This is a genomic window from Achromobacter sp. EB05 (genome assembly GCF_044232075.1).
GTDB classification, from domain to species: domain Bacteria; phylum Pseudomonadota; class Gammaproteobacteria; order Burkholderiales; family Burkholderiaceae_B; genus Achromobacter; species Achromobacter dolens.
This window is the reverse complement of sequence record NZ_CP155917.1, coordinates 5,734,847-5,752,590: the sequence shown is the minus strand read 5'-3', so window position 1 is coordinate 5,752,590 and position 17,744 is coordinate 5,734,847. Positions and strand designations below refer to the sequence as shown.

Sequence of the window (17,744 nt, the reverse complement as noted above, 5' to 3'; positions counted from 1 at the left end):
GCGGGCCGGATCAGGCGTTGTGCTGCGGCGCGGGCGGCGCGTGCGGGTCGATGTGCGGCACGCACACGGGCGCTTCGTGCGGCGCGGCCGAGTGCAATTTCTTGCCGCCCATCGAACGCAGCAGCACGTAGAACACCGGCGTCAGGAACAGGCCGAACAGCGTCACGCCGAGCATGCCGAAGAACACCGCGACCCCCATGGCGTGGCGCATTTCCGAACCGGCGCCGGACGACAGCACCAGCGGCACCACCCCCATGATGAAGGCGATCGACGTCATCAGGATCGGACGCAGGCGCAGGCGGCTGGCCTCGATTGCGGCTTCCAGCGGCGAGCGGCCGTTCATTTCCAGCTCGCGGGCGAATTCCACGATCAGGATCGCGTTCTTCGCCGACAGCCCCACCAGCACCATCAAGCCGATCTGGGTGAAGATGTTGTTGTCGTTGCCCGTCAGGTAGACGCCCGTCAGTGCCGCCAGAATGCTCATCGGCACGATCAGGATCACGGCCAGCGGCAGGGTCAGGCTTTCATACAGCGCGGCCAGCACCAGGAACACCAGCAGCACGCTGATCGGGAACACCCACAGGCCGGCGTTGCCCGCCAGGATCTGCTGGTACGTCAGGTCGGTCCACTCGAACTTCACGCCGCGCGGCAGGGTTTCCGCCGCCACGCGCTCGGCCGCGGCCTGCGCCTGGTTGGTCGAGTAGCCCGGGGCCGGACCGCCGTTGATGTCGGCGGCGGTGTAGCCGTTGTAGCGCACCACCATTTCCGGACCGAAGGTCTGCTTGACCGTCACCAGCGACGACAGCGGCACCATGTCACCCGCCGCATTGCGGGTCTTGAGCTGCAGGATGTCGTCGGCGTGGGCGCGGAACGGCGCATCCGCCTGGGCCCGCACCTGGAACACGCGACCGAACCGGTTGAAGTCGTTGACGTACATCGAACCGAGGTAGATCTGCATGGTGTCGAACACTTCCGTCACCGGCACGCCCAACTGCTTGGCCTTGACCCGGTCCAGGTCGACGTCCAACTGCGGCACGTTGATCTCGTAGCTCGAGAACGCCGGGCCCAGTTCGGGCGTCTGGCGCGCCTTGGCCAGGAACGCCTGCTTGGCCTTGTCCAGCTCGGCATAGCCCAGCGCCGAGCGGTCTTCCAGTTGCAGCTTGAAGCCGCCCAGCGTACCCAGGCCGAGCACCGGCGGGGGCGGGAACACGGCGATGAACGCCTGCTGGATGGCGCCGAACTTCTGGTTCAGCGACGCGGCGATGGCGTTGCCCGACAGCGCCGCGCCCTTGCGCTCTTCGAACGGCTTGAGCGTCACGAACACGATGCCGGCGCTCGAGCTGTTGGTGAAGCCGTTGATCGACAGGCCCGGGAAGGCGATGGCGCTCTGCACGCCAGGCTCCTTCAGGGCGATGTCGCTCATCTGGCGGATCACCTCTTCGGTGCGGTCCAGCGAGGCGCCGTTGGGCAACTGCGTGAAGCCGATCAGGTACTGCTTGTCCTGCGCCGGCACGAAGCCGCCGGGAACCAGGTACGACACGCCGATGGTGGCGGCCACCAGCACCGCATAGACGCCCATGGCGCCGGCCTTGCGGCGGATCACGCCGGACACGCCCACGCCGTAGTTCTCCGAGGCGCGGCCGAACATGTTGTTGAACCAGTTGAAGAAGCGGCCGAACACGCGGTTCATGCCCCGCGTCAGCCAGTCCGGCTTGTCGTGGTGGCTCTTGAGTAGCAGGGCCGACAGGGCCGGCGACAGCGTCAGCGAGTTGAAGGCCGAGATCACCGTCGAGATGGCGATGGTCATGGCGAACTGCTTGTAGAACTGGCCGGTCAGGCCCGTCATGAACGCCAGCGGCACGAACACCGCGCACAGCGTCAGCGCGATGGCGATGATGGGGCCGCTCACCTCGCGCATGGCGCGATAGGTTGCATCCCGCGGGCTCAGGCCCGCCGCGATGTTGCGCTCGACGTTTTCCACCACCACGATCGCGTCGTCGACCACGATCCCGATGGCCAGCACCATCCCGAACAACGACAGGGCGTTGATGGAATAGCCGAACATCAACAGCAGGCCGAACGTACCCACGATCGACACCGGCACCGCCAGCAGCGGGATGATGGACGCGCGCCAGGTCTGCAGGAACAGGATAACTACCAGCACCACCAGGGCGATGGCTTCCAGCAGCGTGTGCACCACGGCCTCGATACTGGAACGCACGAACTGGGTCGGGTCGTATTCGATGCGGTATTCCACGCCCGGCGGGAAGTCCTGGGCCAGCTCGACCATGGCGGCGCGCACTTGCGACGACACGTCCAGCGCGTTGGCGCCCGGCGATTGCATGATGCCCATGCCCACCGCCTGCTTGTTGTCCAGCAGCGAACGCAGGCCGTATTCCTGGGCATCCAGTTCCACGCGGGCCACGTCGGACAGGTGCGTCACGGCGCCGTCGGGCGAGGTCTTGAGGATGATGTCGCGGAATTCCTCTTCGGTCTGCAGGCGGCCGCGCGCATTCACGTTCAGTTGCAGCGGCACGTCGCCCTGGGTGGGGGAAGCGCCGATCACGCCGGCGGCGACCTGCACGTTCTGCTCGCGGATGGCCGCGACCACTTCGGCGGCGGTCATGCCGCGCTGCGCGACCTTCTGCGGGTCGAGCCACACGCGCATCGAGTAGTTGCCCGCGCCCCACACCGTCACTTCACCCACGCCGGTAATGCGCGCCAGGCGGTCCTTGATGTTCAGGATCGCGTAGTTGCGCAGGTAGGTGATGTCGTAGCGGTCGTTGGGCGAGATCAGGTGCACCACCAGCGTCAGGGTGGGCGAGCTCTTGGTGGTCGTGACGCCCAGCCGCTGCACGTCCGGCGGCAGGCGCGGCAGCGCCTGCGACACGCGGTTCTGCACCAGTTGCTGCGCCTTGTCCGGATCCACGCCCAGCTTGAAGTTGACGGTCAGCGTCAGGTTGCCGTCGCTGTTGGCCTGCGACTGCATGTACAGCATGTTTTCCACGCCGTTGATGGATTCCTCCAGCGGCGAGGCGACGGTTTCGGCGATGACCTTGGGGTTGGCGCCCGGATACTGCGCGCGCACCACCACCGAGGGCGGAACCACTTCCGGGTATTCCGAGATCGGCAACTGGAACATGGCCAGCAGGCCGCCCAGCAACACCAGCACGGACAACACCCCGGCGAAGATCGGCCGGTCGATGAAGAATTTCGAGATATTCATGAACGTTCTCGTTCTGCTTTGCGGTTCACCGGCGGCTTAGTTGGCGGCCGCCGTCTTGACCGGGTTGCGTTGCGCCGCGACCATCGGCACCACGGTCGGGCTCACGGCGTCGCCGGGGCGCACGCGCTGCAAGCCATTGACCACGATGCGTTCGCCTGGGGCCAGGCCGGAGTCCACGACCCGCAGGCCTTCCTGGTTGGCGCCCAGCTTGACCTGGCGGTAGTTGGCGTGGTTCTTGTCGTCCAGCACCAGCACGTAGCGTTTGTCCTGGTCGGTGCCGATGGCCTTCTCGTCGATCAGCACGGCGCTGCGCGGCTCGCTGCCGCCCAGGCGGATGCGGGCGTACAGGCCGGGCAGCAGGGTGCCGTCGGCGTTGTCGAACTCGGCGCGCACGCGGATGGTGCCGGACGTGGCGTCCAGGCGGTTGTCCACCGATTGCACGAAGCCGGTGCGCGAATAGCCTTCCTCGTTGGCCAGGCCCAGCTCGACCGGCACCGAGCCGGCCTTGCCGTTGCGGGCCGGGTTCACGTACTTCAGGAAGGTCTGTTCGTCGACGTCGAACGAGGCGTACATCTTCGAGACCGACACCAGTGTGGTCAGCGGCACCGAGGTGGCGCCGGCGGCGACCACGTTGCCCACGGTGACTTCCGCGCGCGACACGCGGCCGGCGACCGGCGCCTCGATGCGGGTGTAGCCCAGGTTGAGCTTGGCGTAGTCGAGCGCGGCCTGCGCGCCCTGCAGGTTGGCCGCGGCTTCACGCGCGGCGTTCTGCTTTTCCTCAAAGTCGCGGCGGGCGATGGCGTTGTCGGCCAAGAGGCGCTGGCCGCGCGCCAGTTCGGTGGCCGTATACGAGGCGCGGGCCTTGGCGGCGGTCAGGGCGGCGGCGGCGCGGTCCACTTCGGCCGCGTAGGGGCGCGGATCGATGGTGAACAGCACGTCGCCCTTCTTGACGATGCTGCCGTCCTGGAAGTGCACGGCGGTCAGGGTGCCGGAGACCAGCGGACGGATGTCCACGCGGTCGATGGCTTCCAGGCGGCCGGAATAGCGCTGCCAGTCGACGATGGTCTTGTTGACCACTTCCGCCACTTCGACAGGGGGCGCGGCGGGCGCGCCCTGCGCCTGGGCCGCATTGGCGCCCGCCGGGGCGCGAAACAGGGCGTAGCCACCGCCGGCCGCGATGACGGCCGCGAAAACGACGAGCATAGCAATACGATTACGCGAAACCATGATGTTCCTTGTGGGTGATGTCGGGGTGAAGCGCGCTTGCCGGGGACCGCGGGGGGGCGGGGAGGCGGCGGGGGCGGGCATCGCGGCGGGTCTGGCAGTCCTGAAACACCGATGTCATATTGCAGTGCAACATGCAACGCGGTTACGCTTCCCTGGTGAAATCCGTCTATTTGGGGACGGGTTTTACCGGGATCGGAATCTGAGGATTGACAGGCCCTGGGATGGCGCCGGGCGGCACGGGCACTTCAAGATGGTTTGCATTCTGAGTGTTTTACGGGCGCGGATAAACACTGCTATCTCGGCAACACTGTTCGGTGGATTTGTCTAATCCCGGGCGGTTTCGGGTTATGCTCCGTACACCCCGACCAAATTGCCCTTAAAGGACACCGTCGCCATGGACCGTTTTCAGGCTATGCAGGTGTTTGTGCGCGTCGTGGACGCCAATAGCTTCACCCGGGCGGCCGACAGCCTCTCGCTTCCGCGCACCACCGTCACCACCATCATCCAGAACCTCGAACGCCTGCTGGGCGTGCGCCTGCTCAACCGCACCACCCGCCGCATCGGCCTTACGCCTGATGGCGCCGGCTATTACCAGCACTGCGTGCGCATCCTGGCCGACGTCGAGGAAACCGAGGCCTGCTTCCAGGAAGCGGCGCTGCGCCTGAAGGGGCGGCTGCGCATCGACGTACCGACCTGTATCGGCCGGCTGATCCTGATTCCCTCATTGTGTGATTTCCACGACAAGTACCCCGACGTCGAGCTGGTGCTCGGCCTGGGCGACCGGCCGGTGGACATGGTGCAGGAGGCCGTCGACTGCGTCATCCGCGCCGGCGACCTGGAGGATTCCAGCCTGGTGGCGCGCCGCATCGGCACGCTGCAGACCGTGACCTGCGCCTCGCCGACCTACGTCGCCCGCCACGGCATGCCGCAGACCATCGAGGAACTGCGCAACCACCACGCGGTGCATTATTTCTCCAGCCGCACCGGCCGCAACTGCGCCTGGGACTTCAAGATCGACGGCAAGCACCAGGAAGTGGACATGCGTGGCACCGTGGCGGTGAACGAAGCTGGCGCGTACCTGGACTGCGGCCTGAAGGGCTTCGGCCTGATCCAGACGCCGCGCTACATGGCGCTGCCGTACCTGCAGTCGGGCGAGCTGATCGAGGTGCTGCCGCAATGGAAGCCCAGCGCCACCGCGATCTCGGTGCTGTATCCGCAAAGCCGCCAGCTTTCGCCCAAGGTGCGCGCGTTCGCCGACTGGGCGGCCGAACTGTTCGCCAGTTGCCCGCTGCTCAGCGGCCGCGACGAGACCGATCCGGCCGCCGCCAGTTGCGGCGTGTTCCAGCAGCGCCAGATCAGCCCCGCCAGGCAGATGGCCGTGGCCGGCGTGGCCGCCGCCAACGAGCCCATGCCGCGCCGCCGCTCCGCGCGCGAAGAGGCCGCCGAATACGCCCTGTAGACGGGGCTCGGCGGTCCGCGTGGCGGGCGCTAAAGCGTCCGCCACGCTGGCAAGTCGCCGGCAAAATCCAGCAACACCGGGAAACCCCGTAGTAAATACGGGGCTTGTGTCCCTCGTATTTCGCGAAACGTCTGTATAGTCCGACAGTCAAAGCCTCAACGCATTCACTGTCGATCCGCTCTATGCAGCCTGTACTCCCCGCCTACCTGATCGCCCGTTGGCTTTTGCTGCTCGTCCTGTTGGCGGGGGTATATTTCCTCAGCGGCTTCCTGGTCCCCGCGCTGGCCGCGCTGATCATCGGCCTGGCCAGTTGGCCGCTTTACCAGCGCCTGGTCGAGCGCTGCGGCGGCCGCACCGCGCTGGCCGCGTCGCTGGCGCTGCTGGTGGTGATCGTGGTGCTGATCGTGCCGCTGTCGCTGGCGCTGTCGTACGCCATTAAGGAAGCCAGCACCTTCTTCGCCTGGGCCATCGCCGCCAACCGGCATGGGGTCGACGTTCCCAATTGGATCACCTCGATGCCGGTGGTCGGCGACCGCCTCGGCGAATACTGGCAGGCCTACATCGGCCAGCCGCATGCGCTGGGCGCGCTGGTCGAGGCCGTCAGCGGCGAACACCTGGGCAACATCTACCGCATGGTGCTGGCCGCCACCGGCAACGTGTTCCAACTGCTGCTCACCGTGCTGTTCATGCTGATCACGCTGTTCTTCGTCTACAAGGACGGCGTGCGCATGGTGGCCCAATTGGATGTGCTGGGCGAACGCATCCTGCCGGCGCGCTGGCAGCGCTTTTCGCGCGTGGTCCCGGCCACCATCAACTCCACCGTCACCGGCATGGGCCTGATCGCGCTGGGCGAGGGCGTGGTGCTGGGCATCGCCTACTGGGTCGCGGGCGTGCCGTCGCCGGTGCTGCTGGGCGTGGTCACCGGCTTCATGGCGCTGATCCCCGGCGGCGCGCCGCTGTCGTTCACGCTGGTGTCGCTGTATCTGGTCGGTTCCGGCCACATGGTGGCGGGCATCGCGCTGATGGTGTGGGGCAGCGTCGAATTGTTCATCGTCGACAAGACGCTGCGCCCGCGCCTGGTGGGCGGCCCGGTCAAGCTGCCGTTCCTGCCGACCTTCTTCGGCCTGGTGGGCGGCGTGAAGACCATGGGCATCGTCGGGCTGTTCGTCGGCCCGGTGCTGATGGCGCTGTTGGTGGCCGTGTGGCGCGAGTGGGTGCACCACGAGGAAGTCGAACGCGATACCGCACGGATCCAGGCGGGCGCGCTGCCCGACAAGACACCGACAGGCGGGCAGGCCTGAAGGGCCAGGGGCCCGGCCGCCGGTTCTGTTGCGAATACGCCCGAGCAGCCGCGCGTTTGGGTGTAATCTAGCTCTCCCGCGATCGCCGGCGCCTCGTCCGGCACGCGCCTGCCCTGTGCGCAGACGCTTTGCAGCTTACGCCGCGGGGTCTGAGGGGTTGGCAGGTTCATCATGTCCGGGTCGTTGCAAGAAGATGAGTTAGCGGTCCTGCGCGAGCAGGGTTTCGTGGTCGCGCGGCAGTTCGCCGACCCCGCCGAGGTGGCGGCGCTACGCGCGCTGGCCGAGCGGCATCTGCGCGAGCACATCGCGCCCATCGAATACGAGGCGGACCTGCGCTATCCCGGCGCGCCCGAGTCGCGCAATGCCGAAGGCGGCCTCACCGTGCGGCGCCTGCTCAGCGCCTACGGGCGCGATCCGTTGTTCGCGCACTGGGCCACCCATGCGCGCATCGGGCAATCGCTGGCCCGTTATTTCGGCGAGACGCCGGTGCTGTCCACCGTGCACCACAACTGTGTGATGACCAAGCATCCGGCCTATGGCAGCCTGACCGGCTGGCACCAGGACATCCGCTACTGGTCGTTCTCCGACACCGACCTGGTGTCCTGTTGGCTGGCGCTGGGCGACGAGACCTGGGACAACGGCGGCCTGTCGTTCATTCCCGGTTCGCACGCGGCCGCATTCCAGCCGGCGCAGTTCGACGAGAAGAAATTCTTCCGCGACGATGCGCCCGAAAACGCCGAATGGATCGCGCGCGCCGTCTGCCCCGAGCTGCGCGCTGGCGACCTGGTGTTCTTCCATTGCCGCACTTTGCATGCGGCCCAGGGCAACCGCAGCGATCGCGTCAAGCTGTCGCTGGTGCACACCTATCATCCGCAGTCCTGCCATCCGCTGGCGGGCACCCGCTCGGCAAGCCAGCCGGGCGTGCCGCTGGCCGCGGCAGGTTGCGTTTGATAATCGGGATTAGCTATTAATAATTGAACTACAATTAATTGGTGTGCGATACGCGCGATTGCCGCCGGCAAGCCGGCAACCGCGCGCTCCAACCTGCGCGCACGTTACTTCCTCAATAGGCTGTTTCCCGTGCCCAAAAGCAAGCCCGACAATACGGACAAGACGCAGGCGGCGACCGAGACCCGGTCTTCGCTGTTTGTAGGCTCGACCGAAAAAGCCTTCCAGGTGCTGCATGCTTTCGACGGCCCCAAGCGCCACATGACGCTGGCCGACATCGCGCGCGCGTCGGGCCTGGACCGCAGCGCGACGCAACGCCTGGTCTACACGCTGGAAATGCTGGGCTATCTGCGCCGCATTCCGGACACGCGCAATTACGGACTGACGCCGAAGGTGCTGCAGTTCTCGTACAACTACGTGCGCGCCAATGAGTTGATCGACAAGGCGTCGCCCTATCTGCTGGACATCAGCCGCACCCTGGGCGAAACCACCAACCTGCAAGAGCTGGACGGGCACGAGATCGTGTTCGTGGCCCGCTTTCCCGGCCATCACCTGGTCAACGTGGACATCGCCGTAGGCAGCCGCCTGCCGGCCTTTTTCACCGCGTCGGGCACGGCGATCCTGTCACGCCTGTCGGATGAGCAGCGCCGCGAAATCCTGGCGCAGACCCGCCTGGAGCCGATCACGCCCTACACGGAAGTCAATCCCGACAAGCTGCTCGAACGCGCGCAGCGCGTGGCCGAGAAGGGCTACGCGATCATCGTGAACGAAACTGTGCTGGGAGATATTTCGGTGGCGGCGCCGGTGATCGATCATCGCGGATTGGCGGTGGCGGCGATCAACATTTCCGTGCCGACGACGCGATGGACCGTTGCCAGGGTCGAGGCGGAGTTGGCGCAGCACGTGCAGGTGGCGGCCACGTCCATCTCCAAGTCCAAGTTCTCGGCGTATTCGAGGTAAGGACCGGGCGCCGTCGATCGATCGCGCCCAGTCCTTCCCGAATCGCCTGGCTCAAACGCCTTCGAACTCCGCCAGCAACGGCTTGACCACCGCCCGCAAGGACGCCTGCAGGTCGGCCCCGGGTTGCACCAGGGGATCCAGGACTTCCGGCGCATCGACGCCGATCAGGTCCATCACGGACTTCATCGGTCCGGGATTGGTCTCGGCGAACGCGAGGTTCATCAGCGGGATCAGGCGGCGGTGCAGCAGCATGGCGTCGCGCGTGCGGCCCGCGGCGGCCAGGTCATAGACCTTGCGCCAGGCCTTGGGCAGCAGGCTCGCCGTCACCACGATGCCGCCTTGGGCGCCGGCGGCCAGGTGAACCGGCAGCAGCGTGTCCTCGCCGCTGAACACGGCGAACGATTCGTCCACGCCGGCCACCGTGCGCAGGAAGTGGTACATGTCCGTGTTGCAGGCCTTCATGCCGATGATGTTCGGGTGGCGCGACAGTTCGTGCAGCACTTCCGGCGCGATCGCGATGCGCGTGCGATACGGGATCTCGTAGATCATCACCGGCAGCGGCGATGCGTCGGCGTAGCGCAGGAAATAGTCGCGGATGCCGGCCTGGGTGGGGGTCGTGTAGTAGGGCGTCAGCACCATCAGCGCGTCGGCGCCCGCGTCGGCGAACTCGCGGCCGGCCTGCAGGGCGTCGTGAAAGCCCGGGTCCAGCACGCCGGGGATCACCGGCACGCGCTTGGCCACGGCATCCACCGTCAACTGGCACATGCGGATGCGTTCGGCCCGCGCCAAAGCACCGTATTCACCCGTGCCGCCCAGCGGCACGATGCCGTCGATGCCCTGCTTGAGCAGGTAGGCGATCAGCGCCTGGGCCGCCGGGGCGTTGATGGTGTCGTCGGCGTTGACCGGGGTGGGAATCGCGGGAAACACGCCGCGCAGGTGGCTTGCATTCAACATGGAAAAATCCTGATGGAAGGGAAACGGCGCCGCGCCTCAGCCCGCCAGGCTGCGGCGGCGCAGCCGGTCGGCGAGCCAGATCAGCGCGGCGATGAAGATAAAGAGGCAGGTGGACACGGCGGCGATCACCGGGGAGATCTGCAGCGTCACCTCATCCCAGAACTGCTTGGGCAGGGTGGCGTTCAGGCCGCCCGAGGCGAACAGCGCGATCGTCAGCTCGTCGAACGAGGTCGCGAAAGCGAACAGGAACGATGACATCAGCCCCGCGCCGAGGATCGGGAAGGTCACGAAGCGCAGCGTCGACCAGGGCCCCGCGCCCAGGCTCTGCGCCGCCAGGTCCAGGCGCGTGTCGTAGTTGCGCAGCACCGCCATCATGGTGATCACCACGTACGGCACCGCCACCACCGTGTGCGCCAGGATCAGGCCGACGGTCGAACCGACCAGGCCGACGCGGGCGAAGAAATAGAACATGCCCACCGCGATGATCATGCGCGGCACCACGATGGGCGACAGCACGAAGGCCAGCATGGCGGACTTGCCGCGCATGTCGGCGCGCACCAGCAGGAAGGCGGCCGGCGTGCCGATCAGCATGGCCAGCAGGCCGGTGCCCACGCCCACGACCAGCGAGCGCGTGATGGCCTGCATCCATACCGGCGACGTGAACATCTGCTCGTACCACTGCAGCGAAAAGCCCTTGGGCGGCCAGGTCAGGCCGGAACCGGAATCGAACGACAGCGGGATCATCAGGAAGGCGGGCGCGGACAGGAAGGCCAGCACCGCCAGCACGATCCACCACAGGGTGCGCGATTGGCCGGTGCCCGACACCGAACGGCGCAGGCGCGTGGGCAGCAGCGAGAACAGGCGGTCGGACAGCGCGGCCAGCAGGTCCAGCAGGGCCTCGCCCGCGCGGCGCGCCAGGCCGGGCTTGGCCGAGGCGCGGGGGCGCGACGCGCCGGCGCCGGTCATGGTCGACAGGCCCAATATGCGGTCGTACAGCGCGAACACGGCCAGCACCACCACCAGCAGCAGCACCGACACCGCGCCGGCGAATTCCCAGTTCATGGTCTGCTGCACCTGGTCGATGATGATCTGGGTGATCATCGTCTCCTTGCGGCCGCCCAGCAGCGCCGGGGTGATGAAAAAGCCGATGGCGGTGACGAACACCATGATGGCCGCGGCGGCCACGCCGGGCATGGACAGCGGGAAGTAGATCTTCCAGAACGCGGTGCCCGGGCGCGCGCCCAGGGTGGACGCGGCGCGCGGCAGGTTGCGGTCGATGTTCTCCATGACCGACAGCATCGTCAGCACCGCCAGCGGCATCAGCGCATGCACCATGCCGACCAGCACGCTGCCGAAGTTGTAGAGCAGGTTGGCCGGCGCATCCAGAATGCCCAGCGCCTGCAGCATCTGGTTGACCACGCCGTTGCGGCCCAGCAGCACGACCCACGCGAAGGTGCGCACCAGGAAGCTGGTCCAGAACGACAGCAACACCCAGAACAGCAGCGACGTCTTGCGCCGGGCCGACAGGCTCGAGATCAGGTAGGCGACCGGATAGCCGGCCACCACGGCAAAGAAAGTCGTCCAGAGCGAGATCTTCAGCGTGATGAGCAGCACGTTGACGTACACCGACGACTCGAACAGCCGGTGGTATTGCGCCAGCGAGAAGCCCTGGTCGCCGTAGAAGCTCAGCAGCAGCAACTGGCCCACCGGATAGATCAGCAGCACCAGCAACAGGATCGCCAGCGGCGCGGCCATGAGGAAATGGCGGCGGCCCTGGCTCATGCGCTTGCGGGGAGGGGCGAGGGGGCTCATGCGGTCACTCCGCGATGGCGACCGCGTCGGCGGCCTGCCAGGTCACCGACAGCGGCTGGCCGATGGCGTACTGCTCGGCCTGGCGGCGCGTCGGGTAGGCGACCACGAGCGGGGCGCTGTCGGGCGCGCCCGAATCCAGATAGAGCTTGGTCAGGCTGCCGGTCACCATCACGTCGAGCAGCCTGCCGGTCAGGGCCTGGCCGTGCTCCCGGGCGGGGCCGGCCTGCAGGTTCTGTGGCCGCACCATCAACGTGACCTTCTGGCCGACCTTGATCGCGGCGCCGTTGGACAGGGCCTGTCCGGTGACGCCCTGCTGCGCCAATTTGACCGTCAAGGTGGGGCCGTCGATGGCCGTGACCTCGCCCCGCAGCAGGTTGGATTCGCCCAGGAAGTCCGCCACGAACAGGGTGCGCGGGCGGAAGTACAGGTCGGCTGGCGTGCCCAGTTGCTCGATCGCGCCGCCATTCATCAGGCAGATGCGGTCGGACATGGTCATGGCTTCTTCCTGGTCATGCGTCACGTAGACGATGGTGGTGCCCAGTTCGCGGTGGATGCGCTTGATCTCCAGTTGCATCTGGTCGCGCAGCTTCTTGTCCAGCGCGCCCAGCGGTTCGTCCATCAGGATGATCGCGGGGCGGTAGACCATGCAGCGCGCCAGCGCGATGCGCTGCTGCTGGCCGCCCGACAGTTCGCGCGGCAGGCGCGCGCCGACCTGCGGCAGCCGCACCATGTCCAGCGCTTCCTGCGCGCGCCGCTTCGCCTCGGCCGCCGGCACCTTGCGCATCTTCAGCGGAAAGGCGATGTTCTCCAGGATGGTCATGTGCGGGAACAGCGCATAGTTCTGGAACACCATGCCGATGTCCCGCTCGTACGGCGCGCCGTGGGTGACGTCGTTGCCGTCGATCAGCACGCGGCCTTCGTCGGGCCTGGCCAGGCCCGCGATCAGGCTCAGCAGCGTGGTCTTGCCGGACCCGGACGGGCCCAGCAGGGTCAGGAATTCGCCGCGGGCGACATCCAGGTGCGTGGGCGCCAGGGCGACGAAATCGCCGTAGCGCTTGCCCAGGCCCGAGATCTGCAGATTGGAAGAAGACATGGTGTTCGGCGTATGCAAGGTGTTACTTCAAGACCCAACCGTTGAAGCGCTCGAGCACGTCGCGCTGCTTGTCCAGCCAGTAGGCGGCGTTGATGTGCAGGCCGGTCTTGATGTTGTCGGGGTGGGTGGGGCAATTGCGCGCCACGTCGGGCTTGATGTGGTCGAACGCGGCGGGTTGGGTCACGCCGGCGGCGAAGAACTCGACCAGCGCGGCCTGGCGCTTGGGGTCCGAGGCGAACTTGATGAATTCGCGGCAGGCGTCGGCGTTGGGCGTGCCCTTCAGGATCGACCAGTTGTCGCAGCCCCAGATGTTCTGGTCCCACACGATCTGCACGGGCGCGCCGTTGGCGATGGCCGATTGGGCGCGCGAGACCCAGGTGGCGATCATGTCGACTTCGCCGGAGCCCAGCATCTGCTCGACCTGCGCGCCGGTGTTCCACCACACATCGACCGACGGCTTGATCTTGTCCAGGCTGGCCAGGGCGCGGTCGATGTCGCAGGGGTAGACCTTGTCGGTCGGCACGCCGTCGGCCATCAACGCTTCCTCGATGGTGTCGAACGGATGCTTGCGCAGGCCGCGCCGGCCGGGGATGTTCTTGACGTCCCAGAAGTCCGCCCACGACGCCGGGGCGCGGCGGCCCTTGAAGGCGTCGGTGCGATAGGCCAGCACCGTGGTGTAGACGTTGTTGCCCACGCCATAGGGAGACATGTATTGCTTGGGGATGGTGGCCACGACCGGGTCGGATTCCAGGCCATGTTTTTCCAGGTAGACCTTGCCGCCTTCGGTGAGCATCAGGATGGCGGGCTGGCTGATCTTGGCCATGTCCCAGGTGTAGTTGCCGGTGTCCACCATGCTGCGGATCTGCGCGGTGGGCTCGGCGTTGGCCTGCACGCCCACCACCTGGATGCCGGTGGCGTCCGTGAACGGCTTGTAGAACACCGCGCCATAGGCCTTGCTGTAGATGCCGCCGTCATCGCGCACGACGATGCGCTTGGAGGCCGCGCGCGACGGCGTCCAGATCATGGGCATGGCCAGGGTGGCGACGCCGGCGGCGGCGGTCTTGAGCGCGCGGCGGCGCGAGGCGTTGTAGGAGGTGGATTTCATGGAAGGGCTCCAGCGGGACGGCGGACGGAAAGGGCGGCTTCAGGGCAGCAAGCGACCGGGATTGAAGAGGGCGGCGGGATCGAAGCTGGCTTTCAGCGTGCGCATCATGGCCAGTTCGACCGGGGACTTGTAGTGCGCCATTTCGGCCAGCGACGTGCGGCCCACGCCATGCTCGGCGCTGAAGGTGCCGCCCAGCGCATCGGCCACGTCGTTGACGGCGCGGCGGATGGCGGCCGCCATGGCGTCGCGCTCGGGCAGCGCGTTCCACGCGTCGAACGTGAAAAACGGAATGAAGTGGACGTTGCCGTCGCCCAGGTGGGCGACGATCAGGATGGGCAGGTCGGGCACCAGGCGGCGCACGGCGTCGGTGGCGGCGGCGATGAATCGCGGCACGCTCGAGACGGGCACCGCGCTGTCGGTGGTCAGGCCCACGCCCGCTTTCTTGTTGCCTTCCGAGACGCTGTGGCGGACTTCCCAGAGCGCGGCGCGCTGGCTGTCGTTGCTGGCCACCACGGCATCGTGCAGCAGGCCCTGTTCGGACGCCTGCTCCAGGATCTGCTGCAGCACGTCCTGCAGTTCCGTCCCGCCGCCGGTGTCCGACAGCTCCACCAGCACATGCCACGGATGCGCGCCACTGAGCGGATTCTTGCGGCCGGGCACGTGCGCCATGACGATGTCCAACTGATTGCTGTCGATCATCTCGAAGGCGGACAGGCGCGAGCCGCACTGCTGCTGGAACAGGCCCAGGATATCGAGCGCGGCCTGCGGATCGGTGGGCGCCAGCCAGGCGATGGCGTGGCGGGTGGGCAGCGGGTGCAGCTTCAGCACGGCCGCGGTCACGATGCCCAAGGTGCCTTCGGCGCCGATGAACAGGTGCTTCAGGTCGAAACCCGTATTGTTCTTGCGCAGGGCGGTCAGGCCGTTCCAGATGGAGCCGTCGGGCAGCACGACCTCCAGGCCCAGGATGTTGTCGCGCGTATTGCCGTAGCGCAGCACGCCGGTGCCGCCGGCGTTGGTGGCGATGGTGCCGCCGATCTGGCATGAACCTTCCGCGCCCAGGCTGATGGGATACAGGCGGCCTTGTTCCGCGGCGGCCTGCTGCACGGCGGCCAGCACGCAGCCGGCTTCGACTTCCATCGAGTTGTTGGCCGGGTCCACGCGGCGGATCTGGCGCAGGCGGGAGAGATTGACGATGACGGGGGGCGGGCCCGCTTCGTCCGGCACCGCGCCGCCGCACAGGCTGGTGTTGCCGCCTTGCGGCAGCACGGGGGTGGCGTGGGCGTTGCACAGGCGCACGATGTCGGCGACCTGCTGCGTGGAATTCGGCAGGGCCACGCAGAGCGCCGCGCCCTTGTAGCGGCCGCGCCAGTCTTCGGTGTAGCCGGCCATGTCGGTGTCGGTGCGCAGGATCGCGCTGTCGCCCAAGGCCTGGATGAGCGCATCGAGCAGGGAGGTGCCTGTGGTCATGTCTGTCGTCCCATGGAGATCGGGGGTAGAAAAGCCGATCACGTTGAGACACAGCATACGATTACTTAAATCGCTTTTCGATTTAAGTAATCGTATAACGATTGAATTGAGGGTATGTCCTAGGGCGGAACATCCGGGCAATCGTCTAAAAAACAATCGAAATACAATCGATACGTTCGATATGTAATTTAATCGGATTCCCGGCAACAAGGAAGAGAAATGCTGCCCAGCGTGATGGATTACCGGGCGCAGGCGCGCAAGCGACTGCCGCGGCTGGCCTTCGATTATCTGGACGGGGGCGCGGAGGACGGCGCCTCGTTGCGGCGCAACGTGGCCGCCTTCGGCGCGCTGGAATTCGTGCCCGAGGTGCTGGCGGACGTCACCGACTGCCATCTGCAAACCACCGTCCTGGGCGCGGCCGCGGCCATGCCCGCGATCGTCGGGCCGACGGGCCTGAACGGGCTGTTCTGGCCCGACGCGGACGTGCACCTGGCGCGCGCCGCGCATCGAGCGGGGCTGCCGTTCGTGCTGTCCACCGCATCGACCTCGCTGCTGGAAGAAGTGCGCGCGGCGGGCGCGGGCGAGCTGTGGTTGCAGTTGTACGTGCAGCGCGACCGCCGCATCGCCGAACACCTGATGGACCGGGCCTGGGGCAGCGGCTACACGGCGCTGTTCCTGACGGTCGACGTGCCGGTGCATGGCAATCGCGACCATGACAAGCGCAACGGCTTCCAACTGCCGCTGCGTCCTTCCGGCCGCTTGCTGCTGGACCTGGCGGCGCATCCGGGCTGGTGCTGGCGCATGCTGCGCGGTGGCGGGCCGCAACTGAAGAACCTGGCCGTCAGTTCCAACGCGCGGGAGAACATCTCCGAACAGGCGTCCGCCCTGAGCCGGCAGATGGACCTGGCCTTGACCTGGGATGACATCGACTGGCTGCGCCGGCGGTGGCGCGGCCGCATCGTCATCAAGGGCATCCAGACGCTGGCCGATGCGCGCCGGGCCAAGGCGCGCGGCGTGGACGGCATCGTGCTGTCCAACCATGGCGGCAGGCAGTTGGAATGCGCTCCCTGCCCGCTCGAAGTCCTGCCGGAGGTCGCGGCCGAACTGGGGCAGTCGCTCGAAGTGCTGGTGGATGGCGGGGTGCGGCGCGGCAGCGATATCGCCAAGGCGGCGGCGCTGGGCGCGCGCGCGGTGCTGCTGGGCCGCGCGCCGCTGTATGGGCTGGCGGGCCGCGGGCCGCGCGGCGCGGGCGAGGTGCTGGCGATCCTGCGCGCCGAGCTGGAAAACACATTGCGGTTGCTGGGACGCACGCGCATTGGCGCGCTGGACGCCACGGCGGTGCGCAGGCGCCGGGCCATTTTCGATTGAGGAAAGGAAGCAGGATCATGCAAGAAAAAATCGTCTTCATCGGCGGCGGCAACATGGCCAGCGCCATCATCGAAGGATTGCTCGAACAGGGCCGCCAGTTGGCGGATTTCCTGGTGATCGAACCCTTCGAGCCCACCCGCGCCGGCCTGCTCGCGCGCGGCGTGAACTGCCGCGAGAGCGTCGGCGCCGAGATCGCCGACGCGGCGCTGTGCGTGCTGGCGACCAAGCCGCAGGTGTTGCGCGAGGCGTGCGGGCAAGTCCAGGCGCATCTACGCGCGCAGACGACGGTGGTCAGCATCGCGGCGGGGGTCAATCTCAGCGCGCTGTCGCAATGGCTGGACGGCCATGCCCGTATCGTGCGCGCCATGCCCAACACGCCGGCCAAGGTCGGGCTGGGCATGACGGGCCTGTACGCCAGCCAGGCCTGCGGCGCGGCGCAGCGCGAGCAGGTGGACGCGTTGTTCGCCGCCGTGGGCGAGCGCATCTGGGTCGATCGCGAAACCCTGATCGACGCGGTCACCGCCGTGACCGGCAGCGGTCCGGGCTATGTGTTCCATTTCATGGCGGCGCTGGAAAAGGCGGCGCTGGCGCTGGGCTTTGGCGCGGTCGATGCGCGTCGCCTGTCGGTGGCGGCGTTTCGCGGCGCGGCCGAGCTGGCCGCGCGCGACGAAGCGCCCCTGGTCGAACTGCAGGAACGCGTGACCTCAAAGGGCGGCACCACCTACGCCGCGCTGGCGCATCTGCGCGAGGCGGGCGTGGCGCCCGCCATTACCGAGGCGGCGCTCAAGGCCGAGCAACGCGCGCGCGAATTGTCGGCGGGCTAG

Annotated in this window: 13 protein-coding genes; 6 read left to right on the top strand and 7 right to left on the bottom strand. The window is 67.2% G+C overall.

Translation table 11 applies throughout. The annotated features are described in order from the left end of the window. Positions 1 to 10 precede the first annotated feature (10 nt). Positions 11 to 3,226 (bottom strand): efflux RND transporter permease subunit, encoded by a 3,216-nt coding sequence (locus AAID08_RS26180; RefSeq protein WP_054500511.1) that lies wholly within the window; start codon positions 3,224 to 3,226, stop codon positions 11 to 13. A gap of 36 nt (positions 3,227 to 3,262) precedes the next feature. Next, entirely contained in the window at positions 3,263 to 4,453 is a 1,191-nt protein-coding gene (locus AAID08_RS26175) for an efflux RND transporter periplasmic adaptor subunit (RefSeq protein ID WP_081273391.1), read from the bottom strand. Between the two features lie 394 nt (positions 4,454 to 4,847). Between AAID08_RS26175 and AAID08_RS26170 the strand changes: the two genes are divergently transcribed. The 4 genes from AAID08_RS26170 to AAID08_RS26155 all read left to right on the top strand — a co-directional run bounded on the left by AAID08_RS26170 (position 4,848) and on the right by AAID08_RS26155 (position 9,121). Continuing rightward, positions 4,848 to 5,912, top strand: a complete 1,065-nt coding sequence (locus AAID08_RS26170) for a LysR family transcriptional regulator (RefSeq protein WP_144655639.1) — start codon at positions 4,848 to 4,850, stop codon at positions 5,910 to 5,912. A gap of 182 nt (positions 5,913 to 6,094) precedes the next feature. After that, positions 6,095 to 7,213 (top strand): AI-2E family transporter, encoded by a 1,119-nt coding sequence (locus tag AAID08_RS26165; protein WP_054500512.1) that lies wholly within the window; start codon positions 6,095 to 6,097, stop codon positions 7,211 to 7,213. 171 nt (positions 7,214 to 7,384) lie between these two features. Further along, positions 7,385 to 8,164 (top strand): phytanoyl-CoA dioxygenase family protein, encoded by a 780-nt coding sequence (locus AAID08_RS26160; RefSeq protein WP_116791666.1) that lies wholly within the window; start codon positions 7,385 to 7,387, stop codon positions 8,162 to 8,164. Between the two features lie 129 nt (positions 8,165 to 8,293). Further along, positions 8,294 to 9,121 (top strand): IclR family transcriptional regulator, encoded by an 828-nt coding sequence (locus AAID08_RS26155; RefSeq protein WP_054500514.1) that lies wholly within the window; start codon positions 8,294 to 8,296, stop codon positions 9,119 to 9,121. A gap of 51 nt (positions 9,122 to 9,172) precedes the next feature. Here the strand turns inward: AAID08_RS26155 and dapA are convergent, their stop codons facing one another. From dapA to AAID08_RS26130, 5 genes are read right to left on the bottom strand one after another with little or no spacing between them, the layout of a single operon-like run. Beyond that, positions 9,173 to 10,075 carry a 4-hydroxy-tetrahydrodipicolinate synthase gene (gene dapA, locus AAID08_RS26150; RefSeq protein ID WP_049076539.1) on the bottom strand — a complete coding sequence of 301 codons (903 nt, stop codon included), beginning with the start codon at positions 10,073 to 10,075 and terminating at the stop codon, positions 9,173 to 9,175. Between the two features lie 36 nt (positions 10,076 to 10,111). Further along, positions 10,112 to 11,887, bottom strand: coding sequence for an ABC transporter permease subunit (locus AAID08_RS26145; protein WP_175167006.1), 1,776 nt, complete (start codon positions 11,885 to 11,887; stop codon positions 10,112 to 10,114). Positions 11,888 to 11,891: 4 nt separating this feature from the next. Further along, entirely contained in the window at positions 11,892 to 12,980 is a 1,089-nt protein-coding gene (locus AAID08_RS26140) for an ABC transporter ATP-binding protein (protein ID WP_312477306.1), read from the bottom strand. Between the two features lie 22 nt (positions 12,981 to 13,002). Next, entirely contained in the window at positions 13,003 to 14,085 is a 1,083-nt protein-coding gene (locus AAID08_RS26135) for an ABC transporter substrate-binding protein (RefSeq protein ID WP_054500516.1), read from the bottom strand. 39 nt (positions 14,086 to 14,124) lie between these two features. Next, positions 14,125 to 15,552, bottom strand: a complete 1,428-nt coding sequence (locus AAID08_RS26130) for an FAD-binding oxidoreductase (protein ID WP_054500517.1) — start codon at positions 15,550 to 15,552, stop codon at positions 14,125 to 14,127. 219 nt (positions 15,553 to 15,771) lie between these two features. Here AAID08_RS26130 and AAID08_RS26125 point away from each other — a divergent pair, with 219 nt between their 5' ends. Beyond that, entirely contained in the window at positions 15,772 to 16,920 is a 1,149-nt protein-coding gene (locus tag AAID08_RS26125; protein WP_064525070.1) for an alpha-hydroxy acid oxidase, read from the top strand. A 17-nt stretch (positions 16,921 to 16,937) separates the two neighbouring features. Further along, positions 16,938 to 17,744 (top strand): pyrroline-5-carboxylate reductase, encoded by an 807-nt coding sequence (proC, locus tag AAID08_RS26120; RefSeq protein WP_175189609.1) that lies wholly within the window; start codon positions 16,938 to 16,940, stop codon positions 17,742 to 17,744.